The sequence below is a fragment of the Streptomyces sp. 35G-GA-8 genome, from assembly GCF_023534745.1.
Taxonomy (GTDB): domain Bacteria; phylum Actinomycetota; class Actinomycetes; order Streptomycetales; family Streptomycetaceae; genus Streptomyces.
On sequence record NZ_JAMHJQ010000010.1, the window covers coordinates 126,940 to 143,244 of the forward strand.

General features: G+C 71.9%; 14 protein-coding genes. 9 read left to right on the forward strand and 5 right to left on the reverse strand.

What is annotated here, in order from left to right; genetic code table 11:
• Nucleotides 1–188 precede the first annotated feature (188 nt).
• Entirely contained in the window at nt 189–2,192 is a 2,004-nt protein-coding gene (locus tag M1203_RS23770; RefSeq protein WP_249951807.1) for a beta-galactosidase, read from the forward strand.
• Between the two features lie 115 nt (nt 2,193–2,307).
• Here M1203_RS23770 and M1203_RS23775 read toward each other — a convergent pair whose 3' ends face one another.
• A complete protein-coding gene (locus M1203_RS23775; protein WP_249951808.1) occupies nt 2,308–3,222 on the reverse strand; it encodes a phytanoyl-CoA dioxygenase family protein in 915 nt (304 codons plus the stop codon).
• Between the two features lie 462 nt (nt 3,223–3,684).
• On the opposite strand from M1203_RS23775, the gene M1203_RS23780 reads away from it, so the two are divergent.
• Entirely contained in the window at nt 3,685–4,347 is a 663-nt protein-coding gene (locus tag M1203_RS23780) for a response regulator transcription factor (protein WP_249951809.1), read from the forward strand.
• Nucleotides 4,344–5,705: a sensor histidine kinase KdpD gene (locus M1203_RS23785; protein WP_249951810.1), complete on the forward strand. Its 1,362-nt coding sequence runs from the start codon at nt 4,344–4,346 to the stop codon at nt 5,703–5,705. Before M1203_RS23780 ends, M1203_RS23785 begins: the two co-directional genes overlap by 4 nt.
• Here the strand turns inward: M1203_RS23785 and M1203_RS23790 are convergent.
• Both M1203_RS23790 and M1203_RS23795 read right to left on the reverse strand, forming a co-directional pair.
• Nucleotides 5,686–6,534 (reverse strand): hypothetical protein, encoded by an 849-nt coding sequence (locus M1203_RS23790; RefSeq protein WP_249951811.1) that lies wholly within the window; start codon nt 6,532–6,534, stop codon nt 5,686–5,688. The two genes, M1203_RS23785 and M1203_RS23790, sit on opposite strands and share 20 nt — an antisense overlap.
• Before the next feature lie 57 nt (nt 6,535–6,591).
• A complete protein-coding gene (locus M1203_RS23795; protein ID WP_249951812.1) occupies nt 6,592–7,899 on the reverse strand; it encodes a HAMP domain-containing sensor histidine kinase in 1,308 nt (435 codons plus the stop codon).
• Nucleotides 7,900–8,081: 182 nt separating this feature from the next.
• Here M1203_RS23795 and M1203_RS23800 point away from each other — a divergent pair, with 182 nt between their 5' ends.
• The 5 genes from M1203_RS23800 to M1203_RS23820 are packed head-to-tail and all read left to right on the forward strand — an operon-like array spanning nt 8,082 to nt 13,638.
• Nucleotides 8,082–8,702 carry a hypothetical protein gene (locus M1203_RS23800; RefSeq protein WP_249951813.1) on the forward strand — a complete coding sequence of 207 codons (621 nt, stop codon included), beginning with the start codon at nt 8,082–8,084 and terminating at the stop codon, nt 8,700–8,702.
• Between the two features lie 8 nt (nt 8,703–8,710).
• A complete protein-coding gene (locus M1203_RS23805) occupies nt 8,711–9,466 on the forward strand; it encodes an ABC transporter ATP-binding protein (RefSeq protein WP_374403903.1) in 756 nt (251 codons plus the stop codon).
• Nucleotides 9,453–10,211, forward strand: a complete 759-nt coding sequence (locus tag M1203_RS23810; protein WP_249951815.1) for an ABC transporter ATP-binding protein — start codon at nt 9,453–9,455, stop codon at nt 10,209–10,211. The genes M1203_RS23805 and M1203_RS23810 overlap by 14 nt, the downstream gene beginning before the upstream one ends.
• Nucleotides 10,208–12,850 carry an FtsX-like permease family protein gene (locus M1203_RS23815; RefSeq protein ID WP_249951816.1) on the forward strand — a complete coding sequence of 881 codons (2,643 nt, stop codon included), beginning with the start codon at nt 10,208–10,210 and terminating at the stop codon, nt 12,848–12,850. The genes M1203_RS23810 and M1203_RS23815 overlap by 4 nt, the downstream gene beginning before the upstream one ends.
• A gap of 29 nt (nt 12,851–12,879) precedes the next feature.
• The gene (locus tag M1203_RS23820; protein WP_249951817.1) at nt 12,880–13,638 is read left to right on the forward strand and encodes a response regulator transcription factor; all 759 of its coding nucleotides are present in this window, start codon (nt 12,880–12,882) and stop codon (nt 13,636–13,638) included.
• A gap of 28 nt (nt 13,639–13,666) precedes the next feature.
• On the opposite strand, the gene M1203_RS23825 is transcribed toward M1203_RS23820, so the two are convergent.
• Nucleotides 13,667–14,512 (reverse strand): helix-turn-helix transcriptional regulator, encoded by an 846-nt coding sequence (locus M1203_RS23825; RefSeq protein ID WP_249951818.1) that lies wholly within the window; start codon nt 14,510–14,512, stop codon nt 13,667–13,669.
• Between the two features lie 101 nt (nt 14,513–14,613).
• Between M1203_RS23825 and M1203_RS23830 the strand changes: the two genes are divergently transcribed.
• Nucleotides 14,614–15,567 carry an SDR family NAD(P)-dependent oxidoreductase gene (locus M1203_RS23830; RefSeq protein ID WP_249951819.1) on the forward strand — a complete coding sequence of 318 codons (954 nt, stop codon included), beginning with the start codon at nt 14,614–14,616 and terminating at the stop codon, nt 15,565–15,567.
• Between the two features lie 81 nt (nt 15,568–15,648).
• On the opposite strand, the gene M1203_RS23835 is transcribed toward M1203_RS23830, so the two are convergent.
• A complete protein-coding gene (locus M1203_RS23835; RefSeq protein WP_249951820.1) occupies nt 15,649–16,242 on the reverse strand; it encodes a TetR/AcrR family transcriptional regulator in 594 nt (197 codons plus the stop codon).
• Between the last annotated feature and the right edge of the window lie 63 nt (nt 16,243–16,305).

A 16,305-nucleotide genomic window follows, 5' to 3' on the forward strand; every position in this document is an offset into this window, starting at 1 on the left:
CCCGCCTAAGTTGAGCGCGCTCGTCGCCGCGGGCGGCATCGACCGCCGCCTCCTGGACCCCGCGTCGAGCAGTAACCGGCAACGCGTCCACCGCCGGCTCCTGGGACGTCCCGGTGCCCTCGCCGATCGCACCCACCGGCCCGCTTCTCGACCGCGTTGTCCGCAGCTCAGGACTCAGGAGCTTCGCCATGCCGCGATCCGACCACCCGCGTCTCGCGTGGGGCCGCATTCCACGCCCCGCCTACGGCGCCGACTACAACCCCGAGCAGTGGGACAGAGCGATCTGGAAGGACGATGTCCGCCTGATGCGCGAGGCCGACGTCAACCTGGTGACCCTCGGTGTCTTCGCCTGGTCCTGGATCGAACCCGGGCCGGACGCCTTTGACTTCTCCGGCCTCGACGAGGTCATCGCTCTCCTGCACGCGTCGGGCATCGCCGTCGACCTGGCCACGCCCACCGCGGCACCCCCGCTGTGGTTCTCCCACGCCCACCCCGAATCGCTGCCGGTCACGGCCGACGGGCGTACGCTCGCGCCCGGCTCCCGTCAGGCGTACTGCGCATCGTCACCCGCCTACCGGGAACGCGCCGCGCTGGTCACCCGCCGCCTCGCCGAACGCTACGGCGATCACCCGGCCGTGGTGATGTGGCACATCAACAACGAGTACGCCAACGGCAACGCCCACTGCTGGTGCGCGACCTCGGCCGACGCGTTCCGCGACTGGCTGCGCACCACCTACGGAGACGATCTGGACGCCCTCAACGGCCGCTGGGGCACGGCCCTTTGGGGAGTGCGCTACAGCGACTGGGGCCAGGTCACCCCGCCGCGCACCAGCACCGGCAGCCTCTCGCCGGGGCTCTGGCTGGACTTCTACCGCTTCAGCGACAGCGAGCAGCTGGCCTGCTTCCGCGCGGAGCGGGACATCGTACGCGCCCACTCCCCCGGCCGCCCCGTCACCACCAACTTCACGGCGAGCGCGCTCCGCTGGAGCGACTACTGGCGCTGGGCGCGCGAGGTCGACATCGTCTCGAACGACCACTACCTCATGTCCGAGGACCCCGACCGCGCCGCCGACCTCGCCTTCGCCGCCGACCTGACCCGTGGTCTCGCGGACGGAGCGCCCTGGATCCTCATGGAGCACTCCACCTCCGCGGTGCAGTGGCAACCCCGCAACGTCGCCAAAACCCCGGGGGAGATGACCCGCAACACACTGACCCACCTCGCCCGCGGCGCGGACGGCGCCCTGTTCTTCCAGTGGCGCCAGTCCGCCTACGGCCCGGAGAAATGGCACTCGGCGATGGTTCCCCACGGCGGGGAGGACACCAGGATCTGGCGGGAGGCCAAAGCCCTCGGCACCACCGTGGCCGGCCTCGCCGACATCGCCGGCAGCACGTGCCCGCCCGCCGACATCGCCCTCCTGCTGGACTACGAAGCCATGTGGGCCCTGCAACTGCCCCACCGGCCCAGCGGCGACATGACCTGCTCCGGCGTTCTTCGTGACTGGCACCGCGCTCTGTGGAGCCTCGGTCTGTCCTGCGACGTGGTACCGGCTCCAGGAGAACAGCGCCTCCTGCTGGTGCCTTCGCTCTACGCCCTGTCCACCGACACGGCCAGGGCGCTGGAGGACTACACGGCACGCGGCGGCCACCTGGTCGTCGGCCCGTTCAGCGGAGTGGTCGACCCGCACGACCGCGTCCACCCCGGCCCGTACCCCGGCGCGCTGCGTGACCTGCTCGGCCTGCGGGTGGACGAATACCTTCCGCTCGCCTCCGGCGCATCGGTCGGCCTGGACGACGACGTGACCGGCCATCTGTGGGCCGAGCGCGTCCTGCCCGATCCGGGCACCGAGGTGGAGAGCCGATTCCTCGACGGACCCGCGCGAGGAGGCCCGGCCATCCTCCGTCGCGGCACCGCGCGCTACCTGGCCACCCGCCCGGACTCCACCTCCCTCCTGCGGCTCCTTTCCCGGTGGGCCGCACAGGCAGGCTGCGCCGCGCCGGTCCAAGGGGCCGGCGGCGGAGTGGAGGTCACCCGCCGAACCAACCCCGACGGCATGACCTGGCTCTTCGCCGTGAACCACACCGACCACCCCGCGCAGGTGGCCACCACCGGGATCGATGTCCTCTCGGGCACCCGTTCACCGGGCATGATCACCGTCCCGGCGGGCGAGGTCGCCGTGGTGGCCGAGGGATGACGCCTGGCATGTGTACGCGGTCAGGAACACGGTGGCTCGTCGGGTGTGCCGTCGGGCGGCATGCCGTGCGGTCCGTACCGACCCCGTCCATATGTCCACCCCATGCGGCAGGGGGTCAGCCAGGCTGGCGCCACGGCGTGAGGTCGAGCCCCGGATACCGCAGCGCCGTCCCGGCCAGCGTCTCCGGTGTCCAGTACGGATGTCCAGGCGGCGGGAACCCGAACGCCTGGAGCTGGCGCGGCGTGGCCCGCTCGACGAACGTGAACCAGTCCCGCTGACCGGCGGAGTAGGCCCAGCCCCGGCGCTGCCCCCATTGGACACCGGAGGGACGGAAGTTCAGGTGCATGGTGTAGCGGGCGCCGCGCGGCGCGGTCATCGCCGTGCCGCGATGAACGGTGCCGATCTCGAAGGCGACGACTGTCCCGGCAGGACCGGCCGCGGACACCTGCGCTCCGTACAGGTGCGGGCTGCCGCTGCCGTCGTGGAAGCGGCTCCTGCTTTCGACGCCGGGTCGCAGATACCTGTCGGGCACGGCGGGAAGGTCGGCCGTGTGCTTCCGCGGGACGAGGTGCGCCGGGCCGAACTCCTCGGGCACGTCCGCCAGGTACACGAACATCTCCAGCTGGCGGAAGCCGGGCGCAGTGCTGGGCACCAGGAGAGTGTGGCCCAGGTAGTCGCGGTGCAGGTCCTGGTCGTAGTCGCTGGCGCCGGCATACTTCGCCCATGCCTCCGCCCCGTAGATCTGGACGCCGTCGTCCTCCAGCAGCGTCTCGGCGAGGGTCAGGATCCGGTGGTTCACAGCCAGGAGGCTGATCTCCGTGCTGGCGAACGGGAAGTAGTCGATCCCGGCGAACTGGTCGCCGATGAAGCGCTCGCGGCGCGCATCGGTTGCGTCGTGGAATCCCTCGGCGGACGGGAACAGCAGATCCAGTTCGTCCGCCGCAGACTTCAGCTCATCGGGTGGGATGAAGCCAGGGAGGATGACGAAGCCATCTTCACGCCACGCTCGCGCCGCATCTTCGAAGTCCATCGGACCAGGATGATCACGACGGTTGACGCGGGCAAGCGGTTTTCCGGGTAGTACACCTCTGAGGCGGACAGCTGCCCGTCCCAGACCCGAGCCGGAGCCGTGGTGCCCCCTGAGGCTCGACCGGCTCGCCAGTTCCAGGCGACGGCCGAGGGTCAGGATCTGTCGACCGCCCACCGGTGGTGAGCGGCTTCCCGGGCCGACCACAGTGCCGCCGTCATGCCGGCCCCGAGCTCACCCGTCGGCCGGCGTTCGTCCTTCGAGCTGGTCCATGGGAACGATCCTGGTCCATGGGAACGATCCTCGCCGAGCTATCGTCTACAGTTCAGTAGACCGTCTACAGGATTGTAGTCACACGGGTCGGGGCCACGAGCGACGGCCCCACCTTTGGTTACCGCGTCACAGCTCGCGGTCCTGTGGCACGGCACGTGGGCGACGACGTACACGGGTGGACCAGGGAGGATCATGCCGCACAGGATTCTGGTCGTCGAGGACGATCACGCCCTGCGTGACGTCCTGGTGCGCGGCCTGCGTGACGAGGGTTTCCGCACCGCGCCGGCCCCCGATGGGGCGACGGCGCTGCGGCTGGCCGGTGACGTCGTCGACGCGGCCGTCATCGATGTCGGACTGCCTGACGCCGACGGCCGGGACGTCTGCCAGGCGGTGCGGGCCAGAGGCCTCCTCTGGCCCGTCATCTTCCTGACGGCCCATCACCACCTCACGGACCGGCTCGCCGGATTCTCCGCCGGGGGCGACGACTACCTGCCCAAGCCGTTCCATCTGGCGGAGCTGGCGGCCCGGCTGCGGGCGGCCCTCAAGCGCGCCGGTCCCGTACCGGTCGCGGCGACCGGCGATGTGACGCTGGACCCGGTCGGACACAGTCTGTCGGTACGCGGTACCGAGGTCGGCCTCACGCCCACGGAGTTCCGGCTTCTCGCGGCTCTCATCGCCTCGTCCGGGGGCATCGTGAGCAGGCGGGAACTGATCAGGGTCGGCTGGCCCGAGGGCGCCCAGGTCAGCGACAACACGCTCGACCAGTATGTGACCCGGCTGCGCCGCAAGCTCCGTGCGGGCGGCAGCGCGCTCAGCGTCACCACCGCGCGCGGCGTCGGGCACCGCTTGTCATGAAGGCGTTCCTCTCCCGGTGCCGGCCGCGCACCCTGCGCGGCCGGCTCTCCCTGGTCGCGCTGACCACCGCCACGCTGCTGATGGTGATCCTCACCGTCGTGTTCAACGCCGTTGTCCAGCGCCATCTGCAACGCCAGGCCGACGACGAACTGCGCGCGCGGGCCGCGGTGGTCGCCGCGACCGTCGACACGATCGGGCCCCGGGTGAACGTCAGGGAGTCGCCGGGCGAGGAACTGCTCGACACGAACGTGTGGATCTACGCGGGCGGCCGGCTCATCGAGAAGCCCGGGTCCGCCACGGCCAACGGCTCGCTGACCCGCGCCGCCGGCCGGCTGGCCGCAGCGGGCGGACCGGCCTGCGCCACCGCCCGGGGCCACGGCACGGTCCGGCTGTGTGTGCGGCCGGTGCCGGGCGGCAAGCAGGACATGGCCGTCGTCACCGCGCTGGACCTCTCGCCCTATCGAAGCTCGGCCCGTACCTTGTTCTACGCGTCGCTCGCGCTCGACGCGGTCATGCTGGCCTGCACCTACGCGCTGACGCGGCTGTCGGTCCGGCGCGCGCTGCGCCCCGTGGCCACCATGACCGAGGACGCCGGCCGGTGGAGCGCGACGGCCTCCGACGAGCGCTTCGGGAACGGGGAACGGCCCAGGGAACTGGCCGAGTTGGGCCGGTCGCTGGACGCGCTCCTGGACCGTATCCGGGCACTGCTGCGGCACGAGCGGCAGCTCACCCGGGAGCTCTCGCACGAGCTGCGCAATCCGCTCGCCCTCATCATCGCCGAACTCGACTGGTGGCAGACCCGCCCCCGCTCCGCCGCGGACACCCTGGCCACGCACGCGGCGATCCTCGACGCCGCCCGGTCCATGCGCACGATCTGCGACACCCTCCTCGATGACGCCCGCGAGAGCATGGTCGCCGTACCGGGCTCCACGGACGTACTGCCCGTCCTGCGGCGGCTCGCGGCGAGTGCCGCCAGGCCGCGGCAGGTGACGGTCGTCCTCTCCGGACAGGACACCGGCCTGTCGGCAGGAGTGCCGGGGCCCCTCGTGGAGCGCATCGTCAGTCCCCTGCTCGACAACGCGCTGCGGCACGCGCGGGAGCGGGTCGAGATCCGGGTGCGCCCGCATGCCGACGGTGTACGGGTCGAGGTCGTGGACGACGGTCCGGGCGTACCCGCGTCGTTCACGTCGCAGCTGTTCCAGCCGGGGCGCCGCGCCGATCCGGGGGACGGGCACGGCGGAGCGGGCCTCGGGCTGCCGCTCTCGCGACGCCTGGCCCGCTCGGCCGGCGGCGAGGTGCACCACGAAGAGCGGCACACCCCGGGCGCGGCCTTCGTGGTCAGCCTGCCTCCGGGCTGAGCCGGTCCGCCTTGATGACGTCGCGGCGCGTGATCGAGAGGTACACGACCAGGCCGAGGATGACGGCGAGGAAGAGAACGCTGGTGACGACGGTGCCGAAGCCGAGGCCGCCGTCGCCGGTCGGCTGCGACAGGTAGTCGCCGATCGAGGCGCCCAGCGGGCGGGTGAGGATGTACGCGATCCAGAAGCTCAGCACGGCGTTCAGACCGAGCGCGAGACGCGTGACGGCGATCGCGGCGATGGCGAGGCCGAACAGGACGGCGGAGACCCAGTAGCCGAGGGCCATCCGCTCGGCGACGAGGTCACCGGCCGCGGTGCCAAGCGCGAAGGTGAACAGCACGGCCAGCCAGTAGTAGCCCTCGCGGGACACCGTGTCGATGCTGTGGATGGACAGGGTCTTCTCGCGGCTGTACCAGACGGCGAAGACCACGGCGAGGGCGAGCGCGAACACGGATGTGCTGGCCTCCAGCGGTACGCCCATGTTGTCGGTGAGATTGTCACTGATCAGGGTGCCGACGACGCTGATCAGGGCCACGGCGAGCCAGTAGACGCCCGGCCGGTAGGCCTTCGTGCGGAACTGGACGACGAGGACCCCCGCCAGCAGTGCGCTCATCAGCAGCGACACCCCGGTCAGGCCCAGCCCCAGGTTGGTGTTCAGCATGTCGGCCGCGGTCTCGCCGACCGTCGTGCACAGCACCTTGATGATCCAGAAGTACGCGGTGACCTCGGGAACCTTGTTCCGGCGGAGGCGGAGGCGGTGGCCGGGAGCGGCTTCGGCTCGTCGGTACGACCCGCCTGCCCCGGTGATGTCAGAAGTCTCGTATGCCATGCCTCCGGACCCTGCCAGCCGGATCCTGAACACATCCTGACCGCCGAGGAGGTACGCCTACTCGACCGAGCGGACCGGGATGAGGAGGGTGAACGTCGTGGGGTCGCCGCCGGCGAGGAAGAGCCTGCCGCCCAGCGAGACGGCCAGATCCTGGGCGAGTGCGAGGCCGATGCCCGTACCGCCGGTGGAGACCGGGTCGCCGCCCGTGTGCCCGCGGGAGAACAGGCGCGCCGGATCGGTGCGCAGGGTGCCTTCGTCGCCGACGTCGATCGCGAGGGCGTCGCCGAGATCACGGACGGTGACCCGGACGCTGCCGCTGCCGTGTCCGTGGGCGTTGTCCAGCAGGACGCCGAGGATCTCGGTGACGGGCCCGCCCGGCACGCGTACACCGGCCGGGATGTCCTGGAGCGGGTACTCCAGTCGTCTGCCGGCCTGGGCGAACAGCCCGTGCCGGCGCTGTACGGCCTCCTCCAGTATCTGGTCCAGGGGGCGGTCCGGCACCGCGTGGTACGGCAGGCCGCCCGATCCGGCCAGCCGCAGCACCTCCTCCACCGTGCGGTGCAGGCGGCGGGTGGCGGCCAGGGCCTCCTCCACCACGGGCCGCAGCTGTGCGTCGTCTCGTTCGAGACCCGACTCCAGGGTGAGCTGGAGGCCGGTGAGGGGCGTGCGCAGCTGGTGTGATGCGTTGGTGGTGAAGTCCCGCTCGTGGCGCAGGAGTTCGGCCAGGCTGTGCAGCATGTCGTTGTGCGTACGGGCCACCTGGTCGATCTCGGCGATGGCGCTGGGCGCCGCCCTCGCGGTCAGATCCCCCTCGGTGACGGCCCGGCAGTGCCGGGACAGGTCCTCCAGCGGTGCGGCGAGCACCCGCGCCTGGCGGCGGGTGACAAGGACGGCGACGGTGAGGGCGAGCAGGGCCGCGCCGCAGAGCGCCGCCCAGCCGAGGAACACTCGCTCACGCACGGCTGATACGGCGGAGGAGGCCCGGACGACGCCGATGACCTCCTCGTTGTGGGAGACGGGGACGGCGACGACGAGCTCGCTGCCCGTCGTGGTCCGCGCGATCAGCCCGTGCAGCGCCTGGCGCACCATCGTGTCCCCGGCCCGGGGCCCGGTGCCCGCTCGCAGCGCCTGTCCCGGGTCGTACAGGCCGACGCGTTCACCGGCTCCCGGTGCCCGCAGTTCGGCCGGGTCACCGGTCCGGTAGTCCGCGTTGACATGGACGGCGGCGGCCAGGGCCGCCCGCTCAAGGGTGTCCCGCTGATCGGCGTACAGGGAGGACCGGATGGCGAGGGCAAGGGGGGTCGCGAGGAGGACCAGGGCGACCAGCACCGCGGTGACGGCCACCCGCGCGACACGCTGTCTCATTCCCTCATCATGCGCCCCGCCCGCCCCGCCATGGGGTGCCCCGCACGCTTTTGCCGTCGTCTAACCCGGGCCGAGCAGGCTGTTAACCCACCGGCTCCTAGCGTCGGTGCCATGACCGCCCGGCCATCCACCCGCCCATCGGAGGGGTGACTCGGCAGGGCATTCTCAGGAGGGCAGTGGCCATGGCAGGCGTACGTACCATCGGTGTCGTCGGGCTCGTGCTGGCGGCGACGGTGACCGCCGGGTGTTCGTCGGGGAACGGGTCCGGGTCGTCCACCGGTGCCGGATCCGGCTCGCCGAGCGGCGACAGCGCCGCCCCGGCGCCCACCGAGTCCAATCCGCCCGGTGACATCCCCGACAATCAGGCCTTCGTCACCTACGGGCCGTCCGGTGGCGGTTTCACGGTGAAGGTCCCCGAGGGCTGGGCCCGTACGGTCAAGGGCGGCACGGCGGTGTTCACGGACAAGCTCAACCGGGTCCAGATCTCCACCGCGACCACCTCCACGGCCCCGGGCGTCGCCTCGGTGAACACCGAGGTCGTCCCTCAACTGCGCGGCCAGGTACCGAAGTTCGCTGACCCCCGGGCCTCGCGGGTGACCCGGCACTCGGGCCCGGCCGTCCTGCTCACGTACCAGGGTGACTCGGCCGCCGATGCGGTCACGGGCAAGGTCGTGCGCGACGCGTTCGAGCGGTACGCGTTCTACCGGCAGGGCCATGAAGTGGACCTCACCCTGTCGGGGCCGGTGAACGCCGACAACGTCGATCCCTGGCGCATCATCAGCGACTCCTTCGCGTGGAAGTGAGGGCCATGATGCGAGGTCAGGTCTCGGCCGGCGGTGTTCCCGGCGCAGACGTGAACGCGGATCCGGATGCGGATGCGGATACGGCCCTGGAGGCCGATGTCGCCCTCTGCGCCCGGGAGTTGTACCGCTTCTTCCGGGCCGGCGAGGAGGAGACGCTCGCGCTGCGCGGGGTGTCGCTGCGGGTGCGGCGCGGTGAGACCGTCGCCGTCGTCGGGCCGTCCGGGGCGGGGAAGTCCACGCTTCTGTCCTGTCTGGCCGGTCTGGACGAGCCGTCGGGCGGCGAGGTGCGTGTCGCGGGCATCCGTATCAGTCACCGGCCCGAGACAGAGCGGGCCCGGCTGCGGGCCCGCCGTATCGGCGTACTGCTGCAGACGCGCAATCTGGTCGCGCATCTCAGCGTGCGCGACAACATCCGCCTCGCGCACAGCGCCGTGCGCGGCCGGCCGGCCGCGTCGCCCCGAAACCTGCTCGACCAGGTCGGCCTCGCGGAGCGCGCCCACGCGCTGCCCCGGCAGCTCTCCGGCGGGGAGCTGGCGCGGGCGGGCCTGGCCGTCGCGCTCGCCAACACCCCCGACGTACTGCTCGCCGACGAACCCACCGGCGAGCTCGACGGCACCACCGAACGCCTGATCCTCCAGCTGCTGCGCGACCGTGCCGCCCTTGGCTGCGCGGTCCTCATCGTCACGCACAGCGCGCAGGCCGTCCGGGTGGCCGACCGGGTGATCGCCCTGGACGACGGGAGGGCCGGCGATGGCACCGCGTAACCCCCGGAGGCCGGCGAGCACACCGGCCACACCGGCGCGCGGCGAGCCCGCGCCACACTCGTCGGCGTCCACCGACGTGCTCGTCGCCTGCCAGGACGTCGCGCTCACCTTCGGCCAGGGAGCGGGCGCCGTGGTCGCGGTACACGGGGCGAGTCTGCGGGTGCGGGCCGGCGACCGGCTCGCCGTGGTCGGGCCCTCGGGCTCGGGCAAGTCGTCGCTGCTGCATCTGCTGGGGGGCCTGGAACAGCCGACCAAGGGCAGCGTGACCTGGCCCGCCGCCGGCGGTCCGCACGGCATCGGACTCGTCTTCCAGAGCGACAGCCTGATCCCGGCCCTGGACGTGGCCGAGAACACCGCGCTCCCGCTGGTGCTTGCCGGGATGCCGGACGGGCGCGCCCGCACCGAGGCGGTCAAGGCGCTCGCGCTCGTGAACGCGGCCGACCTGGCCGACCGGCTGCCGGAGGAGATCTCCGGCGGTCAGGCACAGCGCGTCGCCGCCGCCCGGGTACTGGCCCAGGCACCCCGGCTCATCCTCGCCGACGAACCCACCGGCCGCCTCGACCACACCACCGGCAGGCACGTCCTGGACGCTCTGCTGACCGCGGCCGACCGCACGGGCGCCGCCCTCGTCGTCACCACCCATGACCCGGCGGTCGCGGCCCGCCTGACCACCCGGCTGACCATGAACGACGGCCGGCTGCTGGGCACGGCGGCAAACGGCCCGCAACCGCAGGAGACATCATGATCACCGCATGGGCCGGCGGTCTCGCCCGCCACCGCACCGGACGGCTCCTGGCCGCCCTCGCCGGGATCGCCCTGGCCGTCGCCCTCATCGCCTCGCTCGGGTCCTTCCTGACCGCGTCGAAGGCAACCATGACGCAGCGCGCCGTGCGCTCGGTCGCCGTCGACTGGCAGATCGAGGTACAGCCGGGCGCCGACCCGCACGCGATGCTCTCGCTGGTGCGCGGGACGCCCGGCGTCCGCGGCGCCGTCCCGGTCGGCTTCGCCCGCAGCGATTCGTTCGCGGCGACCGTCCAGGGCAGTACGCAGACGACGGGACCCGGCGTCGTGCTCGGCCTGCCGGACGGCTACCAGCACCTCTTCCCGGGCGCGGTGCGTCACCTGACCGGAAGCGACACCGGCGTTCTGCTGGCCCAGCAGACCGCGGCCAACTTGCGTGCCGCGCCCGGCGACACCATCGGCGTCAAGCTCCCCGGCGCCGGCACCCGACAGGTACGGGTGGCCGGAGTCGTCGACCTCCCGCAGGCCGACTCGCTGTTCCAGAAGGTCGGCGCCCCCAGCCAGACCCAGCCCGCCGCGCCGCCCGACAACGTACTGCTGCTCCCTTCCGCCGCCTTCGCATCCCTGACCGGGCACGCCACCGGTGTCACCACGCAGATCCACGCCGCGCGCGACGCCCGGCTGCCCGCCGACCCCGCAGCCGCCTTCACCACGGTGACCGGCTCGGCACACAACCTTGAGGCCCGCTCCTCAGGCGGGGCGATCGTCGGGAACAACCTCGGCGCCGCGCTCGACTCCGCCCGTCAGGACGCGTTGTACGCACAAATCCTCTTCCTGTTCCTGGGCGTACCAGGGGCGGTTCTGGCCGCCGCGCTGACCTCCTCGGTCGCCGCCGCGGGCGGCGAGCGCCGACGCCACGAGCAGGGCCTGCTCCGGCTGCGCGGACTGCGGCCGCGGCAGATCGCCTCACTGTCCGGCCTGGAGGCCGCGCTGGTGGGGGTCTGCGGCGGCGCCGCCGGACTCGGCATCGCCGCGCTGACGGGCCGCGTCGCCTTCGGATCCGCCTCGTTCGGGACGAGCGCCGGCCAATGGATCCTCTGGTACGTCCTCGCCTTCCTGCTCGGTGTCGCGGTGGCCGCGGGCGCCGTGCTCGTTCCCGCACTGCGCGACCTGCGCACGGTGACGGTCGCGGACACACGCCGCGCCGAACGCCGCACGGGCTCCCCCTGGTGGCTGCGCTACGGGCTCGACCTGGCCCTGCTCATCGGCTCCTGGCTGGTGTTCCGCGCCTCGTCAGGAAACCAGTACGCCCTGGTCCTCGCCCCGGAGGGAGTGCCGAACATCTCGGTCTCGTACTGGGCCTTCCTCGGCCCGGCACTGCTGTGGATCGGCGCGGCGCTGCTGATATGGCGGCTCACACTGCTCGCCCTCACCCACGGCCGCTCCATCCTGACCCGGCTGTCGCGTCCGTTCGCCTCCCACCTGGCCGGCACCACCGCCGCCGTACTCGCACGGCGCCGACGACCGCTGGCACGCGCGGTGGTGCTGCTCGCCCTCGCCGTGTCGTTCGCCGTGTCGACGGCGACCTTCAACGCGACGTACAAACAGCAGGCGGAGGTCGACGCGCGTCTCACCAACGGTGCCGATGTGACGGTCACCGAGCCGCCCGGAGCGCGGACGCCTCCGAGCGCGGCAGACGCCTTGAAGGTCTCCGGCGTCCACCATGTCGAACCGCTCCAGCACCGGTTCGCGTACGTCGGCTCCGATCTCCAGGACCTCTACGGTGTGCGCCCGGACACCATCTCCTCGGCCACCTCGCTGCGGGACGCGTACTTCTCCGGAGGCAGCGCCGCGACGCTGATGAAACGCCTGGCGGACCAGCCCGACGGACTGCTGGTGAGCGCGGAGACCGTCAAGGACTTCCAGCTCGCGCCCGGTGACAGGATCAATCTGCGGATCCAGGACGCCCGCACGAAGGCGCTGCGCACGGTCGCCTTCCACTACGTGGGGGTCGCGAAGGAGTTCCCGACCGCGCCGAAGGACAGCTTCTTCGTCGCCAACGCGTCCTACGTCGCCGAGGCGACCGGCAGTGACGCGATCGGCGCGTTCCTCCTGGACACCGGAGGCACCCACCACAAGCGGGTCGCGGCAGAGCTGAGGCATCGGCTCGGTACCGGTGCCACGGTCACCGACCTCACCCAGACCCGCGGCACCGTCGGCACCAGCCTGACCTCGGTGGACCTGTCCGGGCTGACCCGGATCGAGCTGGTCTTCGCGGTGCTGCTGGCCGCCGGATCGGGCGGGCTCGCGCTCGCGCTCGGTCTGGCGGAACGGCGTCGCACCTTCGCCATCGCCACCGTCCTGGGCGCCACACGCCGTCAACTGCGCGGCATGGTCATCACCGAGGCACTGCTGCTGAGCGCCGGCGGACTGGCCGGGGGCGCGCTCATCGGCTGGGTGCTGTCGGAGATGCTGGTCAAGGTCCTGACCGGGGTGTTCGATCCGCCGCCCGACACCCTGGCGGTGCCCGGCGGCTATCTGACGCTGACCGCCGTCGCCGCGGCGGCGGCCGTGCTGGCCGCGGCCCTGAACGGGGTGCGCCGGGCCGCCCGGCCCGCCGTCGAGGAGCTCCGCGATCTGTGAGTGAGCCGGCACGCTCTACGCTGCACCTCATGCGCACGCCCACCCGACCGGAGAGCGGCCGGATCCACGTCCTCGTCGTGGAGGACGACGACACCATCGGCCGCCATCTGGAAACCGGACTGCGCGGCAACGGCTACGCGCCCGCCTGGAGCAGGACCGGCGCGGGCGCGCTCGCCGAGGCCGCGCGGACCCCGTACGACGTCCTGCTGCTGGACCTGGGCCTGCCCGACATGGACGGGCTGGACGTCGCCCGCGCCCTGCGCGCCCGCTTCCCCGAGCTGCTGATCGTCATCCTCACCGCCCGCACGGACGACATCGACGTCATCGCGGGACTCGACGCGGGGGCCGACGACTACCTCGTCAAACCGTTCAGCCTGACCGTGCTGCTCGCCCGGCTGCGAGCCCATCTGCGGCGCCGAACCCTCGGCGCCGAGCCCCAGATGCCGATCCCGCTGGGTGACATCGTCATCGACATCACCGCGCGGCGGTGCACCCTTCGCGGCCGGGAAATCACGCTGCGGCCCAAGGAGTTCGAACTGCTCGCCGTGCTCGCCCGGCACGTGGGAGAGGCCGTGTCGCGCGAGACACTGATGGCCGAGGTCTGGGACGAGAACTGGTTCGGCTCCACGAAGACCCTGGATGTGACCATGGCCGGACTGAGACGCCGTCTGACCGACGCGGAGCATCAGCCACCGGCGGTGGCACAGCCGTACCGTCTTCCTCGGATCACCACGCTGCGGGGGCACGGCTACCGGCTCGAACGGGGCACGGCGCGCGGGTTCGAGTGATCCAGGACGCGAACAGACACGGCCTGGGTCAATAGACGAGCGTCTGGGTGCCGAGAACGATGGCGAGCGCGAGACGATCGGCGTCCTCGGTGCCGGGCTCGGCGGTGTAGACCATGATGCGCAGATCGTCCAGCGCGACGATGAGCGGGTCGCAGTCCAGTGTGATCCGGCCGACCACCGGGTGATCGACGACCTTCCGCCGTGACGGGTCCGGGAGCGGAGCCGGGTCGTCGGATTCCCAGAGGTCGGTGAAGCGCCGGCACTGGTCGGAGAGCTCGCCGATGAGCCGCCGCAACGCTCGGTCGGCGGGGTACTTGGCGGCGGTCAGCCGCAGGTCGGCGACGAGTCGCGCCTCGTGGCCGGCCTGCTCTTCCGCGGTGTGTACGGTGCGGTTGCGGAGTCCGACGAGGTTGCGCCAGATGGCGTTGCGTTCGATGCCGTGCCAGGTCGACGTCTCGCCCATGAGCGCGTCGTAGGGCGCGTTGGCGGTGACGAGGGTCCAGGTGGCGTCGTACACGGCGACCGGGGTGTTCGCCAGCCGGTCCAGCAGTCGCTGCACGCTCGGCGCGACACGCGACGAAACGATGTCGGGCCCGGGAGCTGTGTGACCGGCCAGCCGGTAAAGGAGGTCGCGCTCCGTGTCGGACAGGCGAAGTGCCCGCGTGAGTGCCCCCACGACCTGTGCCGAGGGTGCGGTCGCCCGCCCCTGTTCGAGCCGGGTCAGGTAGTCGGTCGAGATCCCGGCGAGCCCGGCCAGCTCCTCGCGTCGCAGCCCGCTCGCCCGGCGGCGCCGGCCGGCCGGAACACCGACGGTCTCGGGCGCCACGCGGTCACGCCACCGGCGCACCATCCGGCCGAACTCCCACGACTCCATGTATTCAGTGTGCGGGGCGGTGTCGCCGTTGTCCTGGCCCTGGTATTCCTACGACAACGCGACGACTGGTTGACCGCACTGCGGTGTCCGAAACTCGGCCCATGACTGTCTCGGAAACTGGAACTGTTCTGATCACCGGCCCGACCAGGGGCCTTGGCCGTGCCGCCACCCTCGCCATGGCGGACCGCCCGGACGGGGAGCGCCCCGACCTGCTGCTGGTGGGCCGCGCCGGAAAGGCGCTCACGGAGGTCGCCGACGAGGCCCGCGCGCGGGGCGCCACGGTCCACGAGGTCGGCTGCGACCTGTCCCGGCTCGCCGATGTGCGGGCTGCGGCGGCCACCGCGCGTGCCTTGCTCGACGCGGGAGCGGTACGGCCCCTGCGGGCGCTGGTCGCCAACGCCGGCCAGATGTCGGCCGACACGCGCGTCGCCTCGGCCGACGGCTACGAGATGACCTTCGCCGTGAACTATCTCGCGCACACCCAGCTCATCGGCGACCTGCTCGGCTCATTCACCGCGCCCGCCCGTGTCGTGCTGCTCGGTTCGAACACCTACCACGCCAATATCTACCGACGGATCCTCGGCGTCCCCGCCGCGAAGTGGCGTGACCCCGTCGACATCGCCAGGGCCGGGACCGGAGAGAAGAATCCGGGCCTGAAGTCCACCGGTGTCGCCTACTCCAACGCCAAGTTGGCGATCCTGTACTACGCCCACGAGCTCCAGCGCCACGCCGGACCCGGCATCAACGTCTCGGTGTTCGAACCCGGCTGGATGCCCGGCACCGCACTGGGCCGGGGAGCGCCCCGGGCCATCCGGACGGTGGGGCGCGGCCTGGCGCGCCTGCCGGGGGTCGCCACCCCGGAACGTTCCGGGCCGGCGCTGGCCTCGGTCGCGCTCGACGACACGTGGGCGAACCTGCGCGACGGCGAGTTCGTGGTGATCGACAAGGTGCGTGAGGTACGGCCCGTCGCCCAGGACCGCGACCGGGAACGGCGGCTGTGGGCGGCTACCGCTCAACTCCTCGAAAGGGCGGGTACGCCCAGCGACGCATGCTGACGAGGCGACGATCCGACGCGCCCGCGGGCGGCCCGGAGTCCGCCGTGAGCGGTACTGCCGTCTCGTCCCGTGTTCGCGGGTTCAGGCTCTTGGGGGCAGCAGCCGTGACAGTCCGTAGTGGAAGCGGTTGTCGAAGGAGTCCCCGACCATGAGGTGTTCGCCGATCCGGGCGAGGGCGGGGTAGCCGCCGGTGGCGACGAGTTCCTGGAACGAGCCGCGGGGGTTGTCGGAGGGCGTCTGCTGTTCCTGGGTGAGGCCGAGGGTGAAGTAGACGATCGACCAGCACAGGCGGGCGGCGTCCGGTTCGGGGTGTCCGGCGTCCAGCAGGGCGCCGGCGATGGTGTCGCCGACGCGCAGGGTCTTGCCCGTGCCGGTGAAGGTGCCGGCCACCAGGCGGCCGCCGTCGCGGTGTGCGAGCAGGGCGTCCCGGTAGCGGGTGGCGACCGTGCGGGCCCGTTCGACGGGTTCGTCGGGCAGGTGGGTGACGTCGACGGAGCCCACGATGTGGTCGGCCATCGTCTCGATGAGCGTCTGCTTCGTCTTCACGTATGAGCTCACCGAGTTGAGGTGGGAGCCGAGGGTGCGGGCGACCCCGCGCAGCGTCAGCTTGTCGAGCCCTTCGGCTTCGAGCGTGGTGAACGCCGCCTCGATCACGTCGTCCAGCGTCCAGCGCATCCTCGTGTCCCGTTCCGTTCTCCGTCACCCACCGCGTTTTACCGGCTCATGGTACAAGCGGGC